The organism is Fictibacillus sp. Mic-4 (assembly GCF_049843615.1).
Lineage (GTDB): Bacteria > Bacillota > Bacilli > Bacillales > Fictibacillaceae > Fictibacillus_A > Fictibacillus_A gelatini.
In genome coordinates this window covers 1-18,431 of sequence record NZ_JBBHZM010000013.1, presented here as the reverse complement: position 1 = coordinate 18,431, position 18,431 = coordinate 1, and the positions used below count along the sequence as shown (strand labels likewise).

Genomic DNA, 18,431 nt, shown 5'->3' with positions numbered 1-18,431 from the left:
AGTTGCCAAAGCAACTTTTTAGGCTGCCGTGTTTTTCACATGCAGCTTAAAGCTCCGGTAGGCCGGAGCTTTATTCTTCCTTCTCATCATCATATAAATCGTCATCTTCGAGGTCGTCATCTTCTAAATCTTCTTCGTCTAAATCCTCTTCGTCCAGATCGTCAAAATCATCATCAAGGTCGTCCGTTTCGTCTTCATCGTGATCCAGCTCATCATCAAGTTCAAGATCATCATAATCTACATCTTCAAAGTCTTCATCATACACATCGAAGTCGTCGTCTTTTACTTTTTTGCGTTTCGGTTTGTTGGTTGTACTTAATTCTTCTTCACTGCTTTCAACCGGATACCATGCTTTTAATCCCCATTTGTTATCGCCAAGGCAGACAAAACGACCATCAATGTTCATATCCGTATAGAAAGGAGCGATACGGGCTTCAACGGCTTCATCGGACATTTCCTTCATCTCAGCAATACGCTTTAACATTTCATAAAAAGGGATCGGTTGTTTTTCTTCTTTTAAAATCTCGAAAGCAATTTCTACCATGGACATTTCCAAGATTTCGTCTTTAGTGTAAGCATTCATTAAACTCAAAGAACGGCACTTCCTTTCATTCTCTACAATCTATGGCATACTATGGGCATTTTCATTTTAATCATACTCTTCATTATAAACAAATCTAAGTAGTATATGCTATAGTTTTTAAAAAAAATAGAAAAAGAGGGGAGTCCGACCCTCTTTTTCTACCATTTTAGCCTCTCACTTCCCGCCTTTCATCTCTAGCATCACATATTTCGGCGATATTTTCCTCCTACTTCATAAAGAGCGCCCGTGATTTGCCCGAGACTTGCCACTTTTACGGTTTCCATCAGTTCTTCAAAAATATTGCCACCATTTAATGCGGTTTCTTTCAATTTTTTAAGAGCAGCTGGCGCCTCTTTTTCATGTCGCTTTTTAAAGGCGTTTAAGTTCCGGATTTGCTGTTCCTTTTCTTCCTTAGTTGCCCTGGCAAGCTGCATGTCAAATTCTTCATCGGACGGCGGGTTCGGGTTTAAATATGTGTTGACGCCGATAATCGGAAGCTCGCCATTATGTTTTTTCATTTCATAATACATCGACTCTTCCTGAATTTTGCCGCGCTGATATTGTGTTTCCATCGAGCCGAGCACGCCGCCCCTTGCGTTTAACCGTTCAAATTCCTGAAGGACGGCTTCTTCGACAAGATCGGTTAATTCTTCAATGATGAATGAACCTTGCAATGAGTTTTCATTTTTGGCAAGGCCGAGCTCTTTCGTAATAATCAACTGAATGGCCATCGCGCGTCTTACGGACTCTTCCGTCGGTGTCGTAATCGCTTCATCATATGAGTTTGTATGCAACGAATTGCAGTTATCATATAACGCCATTAACGCCTGCAAAGTCGTGCGGATATCGTTAAAATCGATTTCCTGGGCGTGCAAGGAACGGCCCGATGTTTGAATATGATATTTCAGCTTCTGGCTTCGTTCGTTCGCCCCGTATTTGTTCCTCATGACTGTTGCCCAGATGCGCCTTGCCACACGGCCGATGACCGAATATTCCGGATCAAGCCCATTGCTGAAAAAGAATGACAAGTTCGGGGCAAAATCATCGATATGCATGCCGCGGCTTAAATAATATTCAACATAGGTCAAACCGTTTGCCAGCGTAAACGCAAGCTGTGTAATCGGATTTGCGCCTGCTTCGGCAATATGATAACCCGAGATCGACACGGAATAGTAATTGCGCACGTTGTGGTCGATAAAATATTGCTGAATGTCCCCCATCATCCTGAGGGCAAATTCGGTCGAGAAAATGCATGTGTTTTGCCCCTGGTCTTCTTTTAAAATATCCGCTTGAACCGTTCCACGGACAGAAGACAATGTAAACGCTTTAATTTCATCTAACTCTTCGCGATTCGGCTTCCGCCCATGTTTTTCCTCGAATTTTTGAACTTGCTGGTCAATCGCGGTATTCATAAACATTGCCAGAATGATCGGGGCCGGTCCATTGATCGTCATTGAAACCGACGTGCTTGGGGCGATTAAGTCAAATCCGGCATACAGCTTTTTCATGTCGTCCAATGTGCACACACTGACACCGCTCTCGCCCACTTTTCCGTAAATGTCCGGACGGTAATCGGGATCCTCTCCGTAGAGCGTCACCGAGTCAAATGCCGTACTTAACCGCTTTGCCTCATCGTCCTTGGAAAGGTAATGAAAGCGGCGGTTCGTCCGTTCCGGGGTTCCTTCTCCGGCGAACTGGCGCTTCGGGTCCTCCCCTTTCCGTTTAAACGGAAATACGCCAGCTGTGTAAGGAAAAGAACCGGGAACATTTTCTTTCATGATCCATTTTAAAATTTCCCCCCAGTCTTCATATTTCGGAAGAGCGACTTTCGGGATATCGAGCCCGGAGAGGCTTTTCGTCGTTAATTCCGTTACGATTTCTTTATCGCGCACTTTCGTGACGAATTCTTTGCCGCTATATTTTTCTTTGAGCTTCGGCCAATTTTCAAGCGCTTTTTTCGCTTCCGGAAGCAGCTTTTCCTCCATTTGTTCCTTCGCTTTTTGAAGGTTCTCCATCATTATTTCTGTCTGATCTCCCAGCTCTTTTAAAGTTTCCAATGCGCCGTTTAGCTGATAGCTTTTTCTGGCAAGCTTCACTTGTTCATCAATCGTTTTATGATAGTTTCTCACGGTATCGACAATTTCATTTAAATATTGGACACGGTTTCCGGGAATGATGACATTTTTCTTCGCAACATACTCTTTTGCTTCGCTTCCAGCACCCCAATTTGTGCCGCATTTCTTTTCAATCGTTTCGATTAACGCATGGAAAAGTATGTTCGTCCCTGCATCGTTGAACTGGCTTGCGATCGTGCCATATACCGGCATTTCGTCTAAATCTTTGTCGAACCACCCGCGCGACCGCTGATATTGCTTTTTCACGTCTCTTAAAGCGTCTTCGGAACCTTTTCGTTCAAATTTATTAATCGCGATAAGGTCTGCGTAATCAATCATGTCGATTTTTTCAAGCTGTGACGGCGCCCCAAACTCGCTCGTCATGACATACATCGTTACATCAGAAACATCGACGATGCTTGCATCGCCCTGGCCAATGCCGCTCGTTTCAACGATGACAAGGTCAAAGCCAGCCGCCTTGACAACCGCAATGGCTTCTTTAATGGAAGAAGAAAGCTCAGATCTTGAGCCGCGGGTTGCTAAGCTTCTCATATACACTCTCTTGTTGTATATGGCATTCATCCGGATCCGGTCGCCAAGCAATGCGCCGCCTGTTTTTTGTTTTGTCGGATCGATCGAAAGGATGGCAACGGTTTTGTCTTCAAATTCATTGACAAACCGGCGGACGAGCTCATCGGTAAGCGAGCTTTTTCCCGCACCGCCTGTTCCTGTAATCCCCAACACCGGGACCTGCTGCTCGAGGCTTCTCACTTCTTCTAAAACGGTTTCAGCTGTTGCCGCAATTTCTTTCTCCTCAAGTACCTTGTTCTCAGCTACGGTAATCAATCGCGCGACCGCCTGAGAATCACGGGACGGCAATCTCTCCACTTCATCCGTCAGCTTCGTCACTGTCGGAAAATCGCACAATTCAAGCATCTTGTTGATCATGCCTTGAAGCCCCATTTTCCGTCCGTCTTCCGGTGAAAAAATCCATGAAACACCGTATTCATGCAGCTCTTTAATTTCCGGCGGAATGATGACACCGCCGCCCCCGCCAAATACTTTAATATGACCGGCTCCACGTTCTTTTAAAAGATCAATCATGTATTTAAAATATTCGACGTGTCCGCCCTGGTAAGAAGAAATCGCAATTCCCTGGACATCTTCTTGTATGGCGGCGTTAACGACTTCATCGACCGACCGGTTATGGCCGAGATGAATGACTTCTGCTCCACTTGATTGAAGAATTCGCCTCATAATATTGATCGATGCATCATGTCCATCGAATAGGCTTGAAGCTGTGACAAACCGGACAGGATATTTTGGGCGGTACACTTCTTGTTGACTCATCTTGAAACCTCCTCTTTCATAAGGTTGTTATCGATTGTTCAAAGCACACCTTTCAGCAACAAATCCGTTTGCTTTTTCGTATATTCCTCTAACGTGTACATTTTTTGCAAGATCCAGCGGCGGAACGTCCACATTTGGCCATGAATTAAAATGTTATGGGCAACGAGCGGAATTTCATCCGGGGCCAGGTTCAGTTCTCCCCCTCTGGCCGCCTGCATTAACAGGTCTTCGAAAATGCCTGTCATTTCTAATTCTTTCTTCAACACATAGGGAAGGGCTTCTTTCGACAATGACTTTGCCTCCTGATACATGACAAGCACTTCATCCTGCATATCATCAACAACTTTAAAGTAAGCGGCGATCGCCCGCTTGATGCCGACCAAACCGCCTTCTTCGCCGCGCAGGCTTTCCTGAAGGCGCTCGCGGACTCCGTCATAAATGCTGTCACAGACTAAATATAAAATATCTTCTTTTGTCCGAATATACTCGTAAAGTGTTCCGATGCTGAATCCAGAAGCTTTCGCTATTTCCCGCGTTGTTGTCCGGTGATAGCCGTTTTTCTTAAAAAGTGTGACAGCTGCTTTCACCATTTCTTCGCGGCGCTTCTGGATAAGTTTTTCATCTTTAACGAGCGACGGAACTTCCTTTCTCCCCAACGTTATCCCTCTTTTCCTATCAGGTTTTTACGCCACCTGTTCAGTATCGTTTGAGCCGCCGTATATGGATCCATTTCTCCCGCCTGCACTTCTCTAAGCCACGGGAAACCATTTCGCTCCTCCTGTTCCCACACTTCTTTCATCAGTTCATGATGGACAACTTCGATCACTTCATGCTCAAGGGAACGAAGCCGGCGTGACTCGCCTTCCCCGCTCCTTTCGAGATAATGCCGATGCTCCTTTAATCGATCCCACAGTTCATCCAGCCCTTTATTTTGAACGGATATCGTTTTTACAATCGGCGGACGGTAGGGAGCGTCATGTTTCACCAAATCGAGCATCGAGTGAAGTTCCCCCATCAATTTCGGAACACCCGGCAAATCCGCTTTATTAATGACGAACAAATCAGCAATTTCCATAATTCCCGCTTTAAAAACCTGGACGACGTCACCGCTGCCCGGATTCAGAACAACCGCTATCGTATCGGCGATTTTCATAATATCGAGCTCGGACTGCCCGACGCCAACCGTCTCGATCAAAATGACGTCAAAACCGTACGCATCCATTAAGCGAACCGTCTCTTTCGTTGTCCGGGCTAAACCGCCTAGGCTCCCTCTCGTTCCCATGCTTCGAATAAAGACTCCTGAATCGGTAAAATGCCCGCTCATTCGTACACGATCCCCCAATATCGCCCCGCCGCTAAACGGACTTGTCGGGTCAACGGCGACGACGCCAACTGTAAGCTGTTGTTTCCGCAAATGGGTAATCAAACGATTGACGAGTGAACTTTTGCCCGCACCCGGCGAACCGGTTAAGCCAATAAAGTGGGCCTTTTTTTGCAATGAATGGATATCCGTAAGCAGTTTTAGCTTATCGGGATGGTCATTTTCGACATAAGAAATGGCGCGTGCCAGTGCACGTTCGTCTTTATAATGAATGCGCTCGGCGAGTTCGTGCATAACGTCCTCCTGTCAATGTTATTACAACCAGCTGTTAATCTTTCAATAACATTTTTGAAATGACAAGCCGCTGGATTTCCTGTGTTCCTTCGTAAATTTGCGTAATTTTTGCATCGCGCATGTAGCGTTCAACCGGATAATCTTTCGTATAGCCATAGCCGCCGAACACTTGAACCGCATCTGTTGTCACTTCCATTGCGATATCTCCGGCATACAGCTTCGACATTGCCGACTCTTTTCCGTAAGGGAGGCCTTCTGATTCCCTCCAGGCCGCTTGATAGGTTAAGAGTCTTGCGGCTTCGACTTTTGTCGCCATGTCCGCGATCTTAAAGGCAATTCCTTGATTCGCCCCGATCGGTTTGCCGAATTGCTTCCGCTCTTTCGCGTAGCCGACTGCAGCATCAAGCGCCCCTTGAGCGATCCCGACCGCCTGGGCAGCAATTCCGTTCCGCCCGCCATCGAGCGTCATCATCGCGATTTTGAACCCTTCTCCTTCTTTTCCTAGAAGATTTTCAGCCGGAATCTTGCAATCTTCAAAAATAATTTCAAGTGTTAGTGAAGAACGGATGCCGAGCTTTTTCTCCTTTTTGCCGAATGAAAACCCTGGCGTTCCTTTTTCAACGATAAAGGCAGATACCCCGCGATGGCCGGCTTCAATATCCGTCCTTGCAAAAACGACGTAAATTTCCGCATCTCCAGCGTTAGTAATGAATATTTTCGAGCCATTTAAAATATAATGGTCGCCTTCTTTTTTTGCCGTCGTTTTCATATTGGAAGCGTCAGATCCTGAGCCCGGTTCCGTCAAGCCGTAAGCGCCGAGCTTCTTTCCTTCGGCCATCGGACGGAGAAATTTTTGCTTTTGTTCTTCCGTGCCAAATTTATAGATCGGCCAGCCAGCAAGTGATGTATGCGCGGATAACGTAACCCCTGTTGAAGCGCAGACGCGGGAAAGTTCTTCTACTGCGATAACGTACATTAAGTAATCCCCGCCGATGCCGCCATACTCCTCTGGCCACGGAATGCCCGCAAGACCGAGCTCTCCCATCTTGTCGAAAAGCGAGCGGTCAAATCGTTCCTCTTCATCCCTCTCCGCCGCTGTCGGTTCGACTTCATTTTTTGCGAAATCACGGACCATTTTTCGGATCATTTCATGTTCATCTGATAATTGAAATTGCATGGTTTTCTCTCCTTTATTCGCCTAATAGTTGCTTGCTAATGACGATTCTTTGAATCTCGCTTGTGCCTTCATAGATTTCACAAACTTTCGCATCGCGGAAGAGCCTCTCTACCGGATAATCTTTCGTATACCCGTACCCTCCATGAACTTGAATGGCATCCGTCGCGACTTCCATTGCCGCCTTTGAGGCAAACAGCTTTGCCATCGACGCTTCTTTCTTGCACGGCAAATGGAGTGCGCGAAGGTTGGCCGCACGGTATGTTAATAGTTTTGCCGCTTCGACCTTTGTCGCCATATCCGCGAGTTTAAACGCAATTCCTTGCTGGGCACCGATCGGCTTTCCGAATTGCTTGCGGTCTTTTGCATAATTACGCGAATACTCAAGGCCCGCTTCAGCAATGCCGAGCGACTGTGCCGCAATCCCAATCCTTCCCACATCGAGGTTGCTCATCGCGATTTTAAAGCCGCATCCTTCATTCCCGAGCAAATTCTCCGCCGGCACTTCAGCATTGTCAAAAATCAACTCGCTCGTATTGGAGCCGTTCAGCCCCATTTTCTTCTCCTTTTTGCCGACGGAAAAACCCGGCGTATCCTTTTCAACGATGAATGCGGAAATCCCGCGGCTGCCGGCATCCGGGTCGGTGGAAGCAAAAACGATGTACGTGTCGGCTTCTCCCGCGTTTGTGATGAAAATTTTTGATCCGTTTATAAGATAGCGGTCTCCTTTTTTAACGGCCTTCGTTTTTAAACTTGCGGCATCAGAACCCGATCCCGGTTCGGTCAATCCGAATGCGCCAAGAAACTCGCCGCTTGCAAGCTTCGGAATGTATTTTTGTTTTTGTTCTTCCGTTCCAAAATAAAGAATCGGGTTTGTTCCGACACTCGTATGAACGGATAAAATGACGCCAATCGTCGCACTTACTTTCGACAATTCATGGATGGCAATAATGTAAGAAATAAAGTCCATTCCCGCTCCACCATACTCTTCAGGAATCGGAATTCCAAGCAAGCCAAGATCCGCCATTTTATCAATGATTTCACGCGGAAACTGGTCGGTTTCATCCATTTTTTCCACATACGGCGCAATTTCTTTTTGCGCAAAATCCCGCACCATTTTCTGCATCATCAACTGCTCTTCGGTAAAGGTGAGGTTCATCGCTCATCAATCTCCTTTGTACTGGTGCCCCTCCAGGGAAATGGTTTTAAACACAGCAGCAGGCCTATTCGTTTTGAAGGAAAGCCAGATCAGGAAAAACGTCTGGAACCGTTCAAATTATCTGGTCCTCGGACAATAAACTTTAATTTTCGGACAATAATTCCTTGATTTTGGACAATAAATTTTGCCTTTCGGACAATAAAGATACAAAACGTCTAAATATTACTTGTTTTATTAGCCGATTGAAGCCACTTATTGTCGGATTTCAACATTTTATTGTCTGAAGTCATCGTTTTATTATCGAAAATGATAGAATCAGTGCCAATTGCGAGAAGTTTGGCTCGTTTTTTTAAAAGGCACTAGTTGTAGCTGTAAAACCCTCTTCCGGATTTCCTTCCGAGCCAACCGGCTTTTACATATTTGCGCAAGAGCGGGCATGGGCGGTATTTATCGTCACCGAACCCTTCGTGAAGCACTTCCATAATGTACAGACATGTATCCAAACCAATGAAGTCGGCGAGCGTAAGAGGCCCCATCGGATGATTCATTCCGAGCTTCATGATTTCATCGATCGCTTCAGGCGTCGCCACCCCTTCATAGACGGCATAAATAGCCTCGTTGATCATCGGCATTAAAATGCGATTAGAGATAAAGCCAGGGAAATCGTTCACTTCGACCGGCACTTTGCTTAATTTCTTTGAAACGGCTTCGATTGTTTCATAGACTTCATCGCTCGTCTGAAGGCCGCGGATAATTTCAACGAGCTTCATGACAGGAACAGGATTCATGAAGTGCATCCCAATTACTTTTTCCGGACGTTTCGTCACCGCGGCAATTTCCGTAATCGGCAAGGACGACGTATTGCTTGCCAGAATGGTGTGCTCCGGCGCAAGTTCGTCGAGCATTTTAAACAATTGCGATTTGGCGTCCATATTTTCTACAACCGCCTCGATGACAAGATCAGCTTTTTCAGCGTTTGAAAGTTCAGTCGACCGCTCGATCCGATTTAAAATTTCAGCTTTTTCGCGATCCGTCATTCGCCCTTTTTCTACCTGGCGTGAAAGATTTTTCGTGATCGTTTGCATGCCTTTTTCAACGAACTCGTCTTTTAAATCATGTAAAATGACGCTGTAGTTGGCCATGGCGCAAACCTGGGCAATGCCCGATCCCATTTGTCCGCTACCAGCGACCATAATCGTTTTAATGTTCATGTTTTTCTCCCCCAGATATTCGTTTTTTATTTGACTTCAATCAAAATGGCATCGCCCTGGCCTCCGCCGCTGCAAATGGACGCAATGCCAAGCCCTCCGCCGCGCCGTTTCAATTCATGAATGAGTGTGACGAGAATGCGGGCGCCGCTTGCGCCAATCGGGTGTCCTAATGCCACCGCGCCGCCGTTGACGTTCACTTTTTCTAAATCAAGCCCGGCAAGTTCAGCGCTTGTTAAAGCGACGGCCGCAAACGCTTCATTAATTTCAAATCGATCAATTTCATCTAACGATTTCCCGGTTTTCTCTAGCAGCTTATGAATGACAAGTCCAGGCGTTTTCGGGAAATCTTTCGCCTCCATAGCAATCGCCGCATGCCCTACAATGGTGGCAAGCACTTCTTTTCCTTCTTTTTCCGCCCGCTCTTCGCTCATTAACACGAGGGCGGCTGCACCGTCATTCACGCCCGGTGCATTGCCTGCCGTGATCGTTCCGGTTGGTGAAAAGACAGGTTTGAGCCCCGCCAGTTTTTCGAAAGACGTGTCTTTTCTCGGACCTTCATCCTTAGAGACGATGATCGGGTCACCTTTCCGTTGCGGCACTTCCACGGGAACAATTTCCCCGGCAAATGTTCCATCTTCCATGGCGGCGATCGCCCGCATGTGGCTTCTTAATGCCCATTCATCCTGTTTTTCGCGGGAAATTCCCAGTTCTTTCGCAACATCGTTGCCGTAAATGCCCATATGCACACCGGTAAATGAACATGTAAGGCCGTCATGAATCATTAAGTCTTTCACCTGGCCATCTCCCATGCGAAGCCCCCAGCGTGCTTTCGGCAAAAGATACGGCGCGTTGGACATCGACTCCATTCCCCCGGTGACGATCACTTCTTCATCTCCTGCACGGATGATCTGGTCGGCTAGAGTGACGCTGCGTAAGCCCGATGCACACACTTTGTTAATCGTTTCCGTTTTCACTTCCCATGGCAGCCCGGCTTTTCTTGCGGCCTGGCGGGACGGGATTTGCCCCTGGCCTCCTTGAAGGACAGTGCCCATAATGACTTCACCGACTTCCTCCGGAGCAACATTCGCCCGATTTAACGCCTCTTTAATCGCAATTCCCCCGAGGTCAAACGCCGTTAAACTACTTAAGGTTCCTCCCAGCTTTCCAATCGGCGTACGCACTCCGCTGACAATAACCGTTTTCCCCATTTTCATTTCCTCCTCTATTTTCATTCTCGTAACCGTTTTCAAACTTGGTCGAACGAACGCTCAGTCACCCTTACTACAGCGAAAAGTCCTGCTGTCATGGTTGGTTTTTCAGCAGGATCCTATCCGCTATTTTTGTTGTATGAATGACTTAAAGTGAACCGGAATCGGCCATTGGTCGACCCCTGAAGTACAACATTTAATGAACAAGTTCTTTCTCCGGCTTAAACAACGATCGTTCCAGTATTTCAACGACATCCAATGTTTGCACTTGATCTTCCACTTCTTTCGCTTTTGTTCCATCGCTTAGCATCGTCAGGCAGTATGGGCAGCCGCTTCCGATCATTGTCGGATGAACTGCAAGTGCCTGCTCGGTGCGGGCAACGTTCACGCGCTGTCCTGTTTTCTCCTCCATCCACATCATGCCTCCACCGGCGCCGCAGCACATTCCGTTTTGGCGGTTGCGGTCCATTTCAACAAGCTTGACGCCCGGAATCGCTTTTAAGATTTCCCTTGGCGGCTCATACACTTCGTTGTAGCGGCCGAGGTAGCATGAATCGTGATACGTAATCGTTTCATTCACTTCATGCTTCGGCTTGATGCGCCCTTCTTTTATCCATTTGGCAAGCAGCTCGGTATGGTGGTACACTTCGGCCTCGAGGCCAAATTCCGGATATTCATTTTTAAACGTGTTATACGCATGCGGATCGATCGTCACGATCTTTTTCACATTATGCTTCTGGAACAATTCAATGTTTTTATTGCAAATTTCCTGGAATAAAAACTCGTTTCCGATTCGTCTTGGCGTATCTCCCGAGTTCTTTTCTTTGTTTCCAAGAATGGCGAACTTAATGCCCGCTTCGTTCATGATTTTCGCAAAAGCGAGGGCGATCTTCTGGCTCCGATTATCGTAAGCGCCCATCGAGCTGACCCAGAAGAGATACTCAAACTCCTCACCCGCTTTTTCCATTTCTTTTATGGTTGGAACAACAACATCGTCACGAAGTTCACGCCAGTTTTCACGTTCTTTGCGGGAGAGCCCCCATGGGTTCCCCTGTTTTTCAATGCTTTGAATCGCCCGTTTCGCCTCAGTGTCCATCTTTCCTTCCGTTAAAACGAGGTAACGGCGCATATCGATGATTTTGTCCACATGCTCATTCATGACCGGACACTGGTCTTCACAGTTGCGGCACGTCGTACATGCCCAGATCTCTTCTTCTGTAATCACCTCGCCGATTAATTCGATGTTGTACTCGAATTTGAAAGCAGAGCTGCCATCAGTTGTTGCAGCTGTTTCCTTTGCCCCTTTTCCGGCAGCCTGGAAAGCGATCTGATTGCCTTTCGTATTGGTAAAGGCAAATGCCGGCATCCATGGGGTTCGTGAAGTGACCGCCGCCCCTTTTTCCGTTAAATGATCACGAAGCTTAAGAATAAGGTCCATCGGCGAGAGCATTTTTCCTGTTCCGCTGGCCGGGCACATGCTCGTGCAGCGCCCGCACTCGACACATGCATAAAGGTCAACCAACTGCTTCTGGTTGAAATCTTCAATTTTGCCGACGCCAAACACTTCCTGTGATTCATCTTCAAAATCAATCGAAGAAAGCTTTCCTACTTTATCTTTCCGGCCGAGCCAGACGTTTGCCGGACCCGCAATCAAGTGAGCGTGCTTCGACTGCGGCACATAAACAAGGAATGTTAACAAGAATAAAAGGTGCGCCCACCAGGCAATGTAAAATAAAACGATGGTTGGGGTTTCTCCCATCCAATGAAACAAATAGGCGATCCCTGACGCAATCGGCATCGTCCAACTCATTTCAAGATGATGCCAATTGATCTCCATTCCATTCCCGAGTAAAACAGAAAGCATCAACCCGCCAATAAATAAAAGGACAAGGCCGGATTTAAACCCGCGCTTTAAGCGGACAAGCTTTTCAATATAACGGCGGTAAAACGCCCAGACAACGGCCACTAAAATGACGAATGTCACAATTTCTTGAAAAAATGTAAAGCCTGGATACAATGGCCCGAGCGGAAGATGCGACCCCGGTGCAAGTCCTTTCCAAATAAAATCAATGGCGCCAAATTGCACGAGGATGAAGCCGTAGAAAAACATGACATGGATCGCGCCGCTTTTTTTATCTTTCAACAGTTTCTTTTGGCCAAAGACATTAATAAGAACTGCTTTTATTCGTTCTTTTACGGTATGGTCAAATTCCACTTTTTTCCCCATTTTAATGAAGGTGTAACGCGTTTTTACGACATAAGCAAATAAATAAATGGCGTAAACGGTTACAAGAAGAAACAAAATCCAATTCAACATTTGCAAGCCATTCATCCGTAATGCTCCTTTCAAATGAGATGCAGCCACTTTACAGCGTGTAGGCTAATAATTCTAAAGCAATCGAATTTTCTGAAACCATTATACCATAAATAATTATGAATGAGCATTCAGTCGCCATAAAAATTTTAAAAATTTTTTCAGTGCATTTAGGGTATACTAATTAATCATTTGGTGGAAAGGAGGACGACGGGGTTTGGCCGCGATGATTTTGTTGATTGTCCTTTTTATTTTTGTATTTCTCGTGTGGCTTGATTTTCACCTGGGGAAAAAGAAATATCGAATAAGCCCTCCGATTACACGTTTACATAATGGTGATGGCCGCTTTTTGCCGACCGGGCATCAATTTTTCGACGCGTTGTTTCAAGATATCGAAAAAGCAGTTCATCATATCCACATTCAATTTTATATTTTTCGCGAAGACCATATTGGCAAGAAAATGACTTCCCTGTTAATGCAAAAAGCGGCAGAAGGTGTATCCATCAAACTATTGGTCGATTATATCGGCAGCTTCTCGATCGATAAAAAAACGATCCAACGCTTTAAAAAGGCGAGGATTGATTTTGCCTTCAGCAACAAACCGGGGTTCCCTTTCTTTCTTTATCGCCTCAACCAGCGGAACCATCGAAAGTTAACGATTATTGACGGGAAGATCGGCTACCTTGGCGGATTTAATGTTGGGGATGAATACTTAGGGCGAGACCCTGACCTTGGCGACTGGCGCGACTATCATATGCGGCTGGAAGGAGAAGTCGTGCATGCGCTGCAAAAACAGTTTCTCGTCGACTGGAGGAGAGCGACGAAAGAATTGCTCCATATGGAGGCTTACTATCCTAAGGCGGCAAAAAAAGAGAAGCAATTTTTGATCCAACCGTCTGACGGGAACGGGGTTTATTCTTTTTTTCTCCGCCATATTCAAAAAGCCGAGAAGTCGATCGTGATCGGTTCGCCTTATTTTATTCCGGGAAAAGAGATTCATCGGGCACTTTTGGATGCGGCGTCCCGCGGGGTCCAAATTACCATTTTAGTTCCTAAAAAACCTGATCATCCGCTCGTTCAAGAAGCTTCTTATCCTTATTTTAAAGATTTGTTAAAAGCAGGCTGTTCCATTTACCAGTTCAAACAAGGATTTTTCCATGCCAAAGCCTTTCTTGTGGATGATGAATTATGCGATATCGGCACAGCCAATTTCGATTTGCGAAGTTTTTTTACTAACGGGGAAATCAACTGCATTTTTAAAGATCACGAGTTGATTCAAACGGTCAAACAAGTGCTCGAGACGGATTTCAGCCATTCTGACAGGCTAACGCTGGAACACTACAACGAGCGAACGTTCTGGTTTAAAGTCAAGGAATGTATCGCAACGGCCATTGCTCCATTTTTATAATACGAAAACAGCCATCCGAAGAGGGATGGCTGTTACACATTTAGACCAAAAAGCGGCTAAGGTTTTTGGTTTTTTGTCGTTGTGCCTGACCAAATCGCAAGAATAAGAATAATGGCACCAAATACAATATTATTCCACAATGCCCCGTTGTTTCCATCAAACTTGTAAATCCATGGTGAAATGATAAGCCAAATACCAATAAGTCCAGACAGCCATGTTTGCCACATAATCCTATCCTCCTCTAAGGTGATTTCTCCATTCCGGCGGTGGATGGTAGTTGGATTTGGGCGAGCGACCATAGCGAAATCCGTTATTGGGATGATAGTAAAGGATATGAGGTACGATGATTTTTTATTCCTGATAAATAAAAAACTATGCAAGCCGAACTATGTCGGCTGCATTATATTGCTTGGAGCCCATTCAGAAACTCCGCCAACTTTTTATTAAAATAATCATACTTTCGAATAGGGATTTGATGGAGGGATTTTGGGACGATAACGGCATGCAAAAGGTGAGCCGGAACGTGCTTTTTGTAGACATGGTAATACGGATGCATGTAAAACGAACGGTCGCCATAAAAGAGCAATGTCGGCACCTGGATCGTTTTTAATTGTTCCGTGCAGTTATAGCGATAGGAGGCATGGTAATACATCCGCCACGCAATTCTGTTGCATTTCATGTCATAGGCATAAAGCGCTTCCCGGTCGTTTTGATTGTTTTTATGCGTCCAGCTGAGTAGCTTGCCGAGGACGTTCGGGCATTTTTCAGCCATGATCATCCCCAGTTGAAATTGCTTTGACAAAATGGTGGTGTTCACCTCAGGAAACCCGCCGGAGAGGACGAGCGCTTCCGTTCGTTCCGGGTAACGCAAGGCAAACTCCTGGGCGATCGATCCTCCGGCGGAATACCCGCAAATGACGGCCCGGTTGATCGTTAAATGATCCAATAGCCCAAGCAAGTCGGAAGCGAGTATCGGGATGGATAATGAGGCGCTGTCTTCCCAGGACGAACCGCCGTGCCCTCTAATATCGTACGTAATGACCCGAAACTCCTGCGCTAGCGAACGCTGGTATTTAAACACGACATGGCTCATGCCGGGAGGATGAATGAATACGACCGGAAGCCCGGCACCCATTTCTTCATAATACACATGCAAGCCATTTTCCAATTTTGCAATTGCCATAACTGTTACCGCCTTATGCAACGAGTGAATGTTCTCTTTCATCATGCCCAATTTTGCAACAAGAAATTCAATAAAAAATAGTAACCCTTCCTCTAAAACATTCACGTTAATCCATTGCTATTATGGTAGCAAAATTAAGTTCTTCTTCGGTAATTTTTGCCCAAAATAAGGAAGCATATGCCTTTTTACAACTTTTTTAAAGTTTAATCAATCAGGATTTTAGTAGAAAGTCAATTAAACACATTTTGGTCGTCTTGCTGCTGCGCTTGAGTTTCTTTAAGTGACATTTGATAAATTTTATCTTGCAATCTATTCAAAAAGTTCACCACAAGCTTTATAAAGATAAACATAATTAACATCTGAATAAGCATTAACATCCACAGCAAAAATTCAGACCAGTCCATAACACCACTCCTATTTATTCTAAACTAGTATTTATATTATTTAGTGCTTTCCCAATGTTAGATAAACGATTAAGGTTAATATATCCAATTAAAAGACATAATGATCCCAGAAAAATAACAAAAACATGCATATCAAAAATAACATGACCGTGTTTAAAGAAAAATTCTAAGCTTAAATATTTTGTTTTTAATTGAGTTAACCAATAGCACAAACAAATTATAAGTAAATTTCTAAGCACTAATATCCAAGATAGTTTGTGATCTCCCATTACACCCTTACAACCACATGATATTCTTGTTCTTCCATTAAACAAGTTTAAAGAAATGGCTAGTGAGTAAAGAATAAGAAGTAAAATAAGTATACTTGACGCAATTTCTTGTAAATAACCCAATAATACTAATAACGAAGAAAAAAACTCCAACGAAATTTCCACAAAGGCAAAGGACATCACGAATTTGTTTGGTAGTATTTTATAAGATTTAATTACATTGGAATGTTCAGTTAAATTAGTAATTTTGGAAATAAAGGAACTAAAAAAAATGATGCCAATTACCATTCTAATAAATAAGGTTAATTCTTCCATACAAGCTTCCTGCCTTCCGTTTCTCCATACCATTTCGCTTGGCTTTTAAACAATTTATAATACTCGCCTTGACGTAAAAGCAATTCTTCATGAGATCCTTCTTCAACTATTTCTCCATCACTCATAACTAATATTCTATCAGCAACTTTTGCAGCAGACATTCTATGCGAAATAAATATTGCTGTTTTATTTTCAGTTAGTTTTTTAAACTGGTTTAAAATTTCTACCTCCGCTAAAGGATCTAATGCTGATGTTGGTTCATCCAATACAACAATTTTCCCATTTCTAAATAGCGCCCTTGCAATAGCAATTTTTTGCCATTGTCCCCCAGATAAGTCCTCACCATCTTCTATGTACTTTCCGATATATGTATCATATCCATCATTAAAACTTTCAATTTTTTTATTGATTCCTACTTTTATTGCAGTAGATTTAATTTGATTAAATTCGTTAATTTTATTTATATTTCCAAACCCTATGTTCTCTTTAACTGTAAAAGAGTATTTTATAAAATCTTGAAAAATAACACTTACATTTCGGCGTAATGAATCTTGATCAATATCTTTTAAATTGATATCATCAATAAAAATGTTACCTTCATAAATATCATACAATCCTAGTAAACATTTTATTAAAGTGGTCTTTCCTGAACCATTATGACCAACAATTGCGATTTTTTCTCCAGGATTTATTCTAAATGTAATGTTTTTAATAGCCTTGCTTTTACTATTTAAATAATTAAATGAAACATTTTCAAATGAAATTCCTTTTTTAAATTCTGTAGGAAAGGGTAATTTATTTTTTTCTGCTTTACTTTCTCCTTTATTTGATTCCATAAAAATAAAAAAATCTTGAATAAATAAACTGTCTTCAAATATTTGTGCTAAATTTGTTGATATTTTATTAACTGAAGTTTGTGTATTTTGTACTGCTTGCCCAATTGCAACAAAGTCTCCTATACGAACTGCTGATTTTTTGGTTAACCATATTATTACTCCAGCTGCACATGTGTAAAATAAAGCAGTTAAACCATCTAAACCTACTTCAGCTTTTTTTCGTGTTTTTAATAATTTTAAAGTTTCCTTTGCGTTACTTAAAAAAGTATTTGACCATCTTTCTGTAAAATAGTTATGTAAATTGAAAAGCCTAATTTCCTTAGCATTATCCCTAAGAGTTATTAGATCTTGAATATACATAGCCTCTCTTGCTTTTGGAGTTATAAATAAATTTAATAAAAAGTTCTTGTTTCCAAAAAAAGACATAACTAAAACTATTGGAATTGCAGAAACAATACTTATTAAAACCAAACTCCAATGAATGCTAAAAAGAAAGGCTAGTAAAGTAGTTACACTTGTTATGGCTTCAACTATAGAAAATAAACTATGAATTGGAGAAAGCAAACGACTACCTGAACTCCCTTTTATCCGCTGTAAATGATTATAATATTCGGGATTATCAATAAATATATAAGGCATCTCATTTACTCTTTGCGAAATTTGTTTTTGAATTATATAATCTAAATTAACACTTGTCTTTTGATCCATATAGCCCTGAATGTTTCTTAATATGGAATCTGAAAACAAAACAATAAATTGTAAAGTTAGTAAAAAGAACGCTAATAAATAAGCATTTGATGTGTTATTAATAATTAAGGAAACTGTATTAATTAGTTTTCTCATGATGTAAATCGATGCAATAGGTAAAATACCTAAAATAATACTATTTAAACCTGATAAAAAAATCCAATATCTACAATATTTCCAAATGTAATTTAATGCTTTAATAATAATTTTGAAATTCACAGTGATCACCTGTAAACTTTTGTTATTTTTCCTTCCCTGTCAAGTTTTAGAAATAAGGGAAAGATTACTTCTCTCATAGCTTGAACATCTTGTTTATATAATGGCTTAATATCTATTTGCTTCCGGTATTTATTTTTAAACTCCAAAAATTCTTTTTTATCCAAAGCCTCCGCATAAAAACTTATTGACATTTTATTTTTAAAAACGCCTTTCTTTAAAATGGCTTCCAATTCTTCATGACAAATACTACATGAAGGGGACATGATCATAATAATAGAATTATTATCTTTTAGAGTTGGCGGGTCTTGGAGTATATCTAATA

At 43.1% G+C, this 18,431-nt stretch carries 16 protein-coding genes; 1 reads left to right on the top strand and 15 read right to left on the bottom strand.

Going from position 1 to position 18,431, the window contains the following annotated elements:
- Positions 1-70: 70 nt before the first annotated feature.
- From rpoE to WD019_RS10275, 9 genes are all read right to left on the bottom strand, one after another.
- On the bottom strand, positions 71-583 hold the full coding sequence (gene rpoE, locus WD019_RS10315; RefSeq protein WP_425711475.1) for a DNA-directed RNA polymerase subunit delta: 513 nt from the start codon (positions 581-583) through the stop codon (positions 71-73).
- Positions 584-783: 200 nt separating this feature from the next.
- Positions 784-4,047 (bottom strand): fused isobutyryl-CoA mutase/GTPase IcmF, encoded by a 3,264-nt coding sequence (gene icmF / locus WD019_RS10310; RefSeq protein WP_425711430.1) that lies wholly within the window; start codon positions 4,045-4,047, stop codon positions 784-786.
- Between the two features lie 38 nt (positions 4,048-4,085).
- Positions 4,086-4,703 carry a TetR/AcrR family transcriptional regulator gene (locus WD019_RS10305; protein ID WP_026677244.1) on the bottom strand — a complete coding sequence of 206 codons (618 nt, stop codon included), beginning with the start codon at positions 4,701-4,703 and terminating at the stop codon, positions 4,086-4,088.
- A gap of 2 nt (positions 4,704-4,705) precedes the next feature.
- Entirely contained in the window at positions 4,706-5,662 is a 957-nt protein-coding gene (gene meaB / locus WD019_RS10300; RefSeq protein ID WP_026677243.1) for a methylmalonyl Co-A mutase-associated GTPase MeaB, read from the bottom strand.
- Positions 5,663-5,696: 34 nt separating this feature from the next.
- Positions 5,697-6,839 carry an acyl-CoA dehydrogenase gene (locus WD019_RS10295; protein WP_425711429.1) on the bottom strand — a complete coding sequence of 381 codons (1,143 nt, stop codon included), beginning with the start codon at positions 6,837-6,839 and terminating at the stop codon, positions 5,697-5,699.
- 13 nt (positions 6,840-6,852) lie between these two features.
- On the bottom strand, positions 6,853-7,995 hold the full coding sequence (locus tag WD019_RS10290) for an acyl-CoA dehydrogenase (RefSeq protein WP_425711428.1): 1,143 nt from the start codon (positions 7,993-7,995) through the stop codon (positions 6,853-6,855).
- A 359-nt stretch (positions 7,996-8,354) separates the two neighbouring features.
- On the bottom strand, positions 8,355-9,206 hold the full coding sequence (locus WD019_RS10285) for a 3-hydroxybutyryl-CoA dehydrogenase (RefSeq protein WP_026677240.1): 852 nt from the start codon (positions 9,204-9,206) through the stop codon (positions 8,355-8,357).
- 26 nt (positions 9,207-9,232) lie between these two features.
- Positions 9,233-10,414 carry an acetyl-CoA C-acetyltransferase gene (locus WD019_RS10280; RefSeq protein ID WP_425711427.1) on the bottom strand — a complete coding sequence of 394 codons (1,182 nt, stop codon included), beginning with the start codon at positions 10,412-10,414 and terminating at the stop codon, positions 9,233-9,235.
- 196 nt (positions 10,415-10,610) lie between these two features.
- Positions 10,611-12,746, bottom strand: coding sequence for a 4Fe-4S dicluster domain-containing protein (locus WD019_RS10275; protein WP_026677238.1), 2,136 nt, complete (start codon positions 12,744-12,746; stop codon positions 10,611-10,613).
- Between the two features lie 208 nt (positions 12,747-12,954).
- Here WD019_RS10275 and cls point away from each other — a divergent pair, with 208 nt between their 5' ends.
- The gene (cls, locus tag WD019_RS10270) at positions 12,955-14,136 is read left to right on the top strand and encodes a cardiolipin synthase (protein WP_425711474.1); all 1,182 of its coding nucleotides are present in this window, start codon (positions 12,955-12,957) and stop codon (positions 14,134-14,136) included.
- A gap of 56 nt (positions 14,137-14,192) precedes the next feature.
- On the opposite strand, the gene WD019_RS10265 is transcribed toward cls, so the two are convergent.
- From WD019_RS10265 to WD019_RS10240, 6 genes are all read right to left on the bottom strand, one after another.
- On the bottom strand, positions 14,193-14,363 hold the full coding sequence (locus tag WD019_RS10265; RefSeq protein ID WP_035350444.1) for an SPW repeat protein: 171 nt from the start codon (positions 14,361-14,363) through the stop codon (positions 14,193-14,195).
- A gap of 173 nt (positions 14,364-14,536) precedes the next feature.
- Positions 14,537-15,319, bottom strand: coding sequence for an alpha/beta fold hydrolase (locus WD019_RS10260; protein WP_425711426.1), 783 nt, complete (start codon positions 15,317-15,319; stop codon positions 14,537-14,539).
- 230 nt (positions 15,320-15,549) lie between these two features.
- On the bottom strand, positions 15,550-15,723 hold the full coding sequence (locus WD019_RS10255; RefSeq protein WP_425711425.1) for a hypothetical protein: 174 nt from the start codon (positions 15,721-15,723) through the stop codon (positions 15,550-15,552).
- A gap of 14 nt (positions 15,724-15,737) precedes the next feature.
- Positions 15,738-16,307, bottom strand: coding sequence for a MauE/DoxX family redox-associated membrane protein (locus WD019_RS10250; RefSeq protein ID WP_425711424.1), 570 nt, complete (start codon positions 16,305-16,307; stop codon positions 15,738-15,740).
- Positions 16,295-18,109: an ABC transporter ATP-binding protein gene (locus WD019_RS10245; RefSeq protein WP_425711423.1), complete on the bottom strand. Its 1,815-nt coding sequence runs from the start codon at positions 18,107-18,109 to the stop codon at positions 16,295-16,297. The genes WD019_RS10250 and WD019_RS10245 overlap by 13 nt, the downstream gene beginning before the upstream one ends.
- 5 nt (positions 18,110-18,114) lie before the next feature.
- On the bottom strand, positions 18,115-18,431 hold a 317-nt coding region (locus WD019_RS10240; protein ID WP_425711422.1), incomplete at its 5' end, for a hypothetical protein.

What these genes read in the sequence shown, in the direction of transcription:
- rpoE (WP_425711475.1), bottom strand. Translation starts at nt 583, where the DNA reads ATGAATGCTTACACTAAAGACGAAATCTTGGAAATGTCCATGGTAGAA.
- icmF (WP_425711430.1), bottom strand. Translation starts at nt 4,047, where the DNA reads ATGAGTCAACAAGAAGTGTACCGCCCAAAATATCCTGTCCGGTTTGTC.
- meaB (WP_026677243.1), bottom strand. Translation starts at nt 5,662, where the DNA reads ATGCACGAACTCGCCGAGCGCATTCATTATAAAGACGAACGTGCACTG.
- WD019_RS10295 (WP_425711429.1), bottom strand. Translation starts at nt 6,839, where the DNA reads ATGCAATTTCAATTATCAGATGAACATGAAATGATCCGAAAAATGGTC.
- WD019_RS10290 (WP_425711428.1), bottom strand. Translation starts at nt 7,995, where the DNA reads ATGAACCTCACCTTTACCGAAGAGCAGTTGATGATGCAGAAAATGGTG.
- WD019_RS10285 (WP_026677240.1), bottom strand. Translation starts at nt 9,206, where the DNA reads ATGAACATTAAAACGATTATGGTCGCTGGTAGCGGACAAATGGGATCG.
- WD019_RS10280 (WP_425711427.1), bottom strand. Translation starts at nt 10,414, where the DNA reads ATGGGGAAAACGGTTATTGTCAGCGGAGTGCGTACGCCGATTGGAAAG.
- WD019_RS10275 (WP_026677238.1), bottom strand. Translation starts at nt 12,746, where the DNA reads ATGAATGGCTTGCAAATGTTGAATTGGATTTTGTTTCTTCTTGTAACC.
- cls (WP_425711474.1), top strand. Translation starts at nt 12,955, where the DNA reads ATGATTTTGTTGATTGTCCTTTTTATTTTTGTATTTCTCGTGTGGCTT.
- WD019_RS10265 (WP_035350444.1), bottom strand. Translation starts at nt 14,363, where the DNA reads ATGTGGCAAACATGGCTGTCTGGACTTATTGGTATTTGGCTTATCATT.
- WD019_RS10260 (WP_425711426.1), bottom strand. Translation starts at nt 15,319, where the DNA reads ATGGCAATTGCAAAATTGGAAAATGGCTTGCATGTGTATTATGAAGAA.
- WD019_RS10255 (WP_425711425.1), bottom strand. Translation starts at nt 15,723, where the DNA reads ATGGACTGGTCTGAATTTTTGCTGTGGATGTTAATGCTTATTCAGATG.
- WD019_RS10250 (WP_425711424.1), bottom strand. Translation starts at nt 16,307, where the DNA reads ATGGAAGAATTAACCTTATTTATTAGAATGGTAATTGGCATCATTTTT.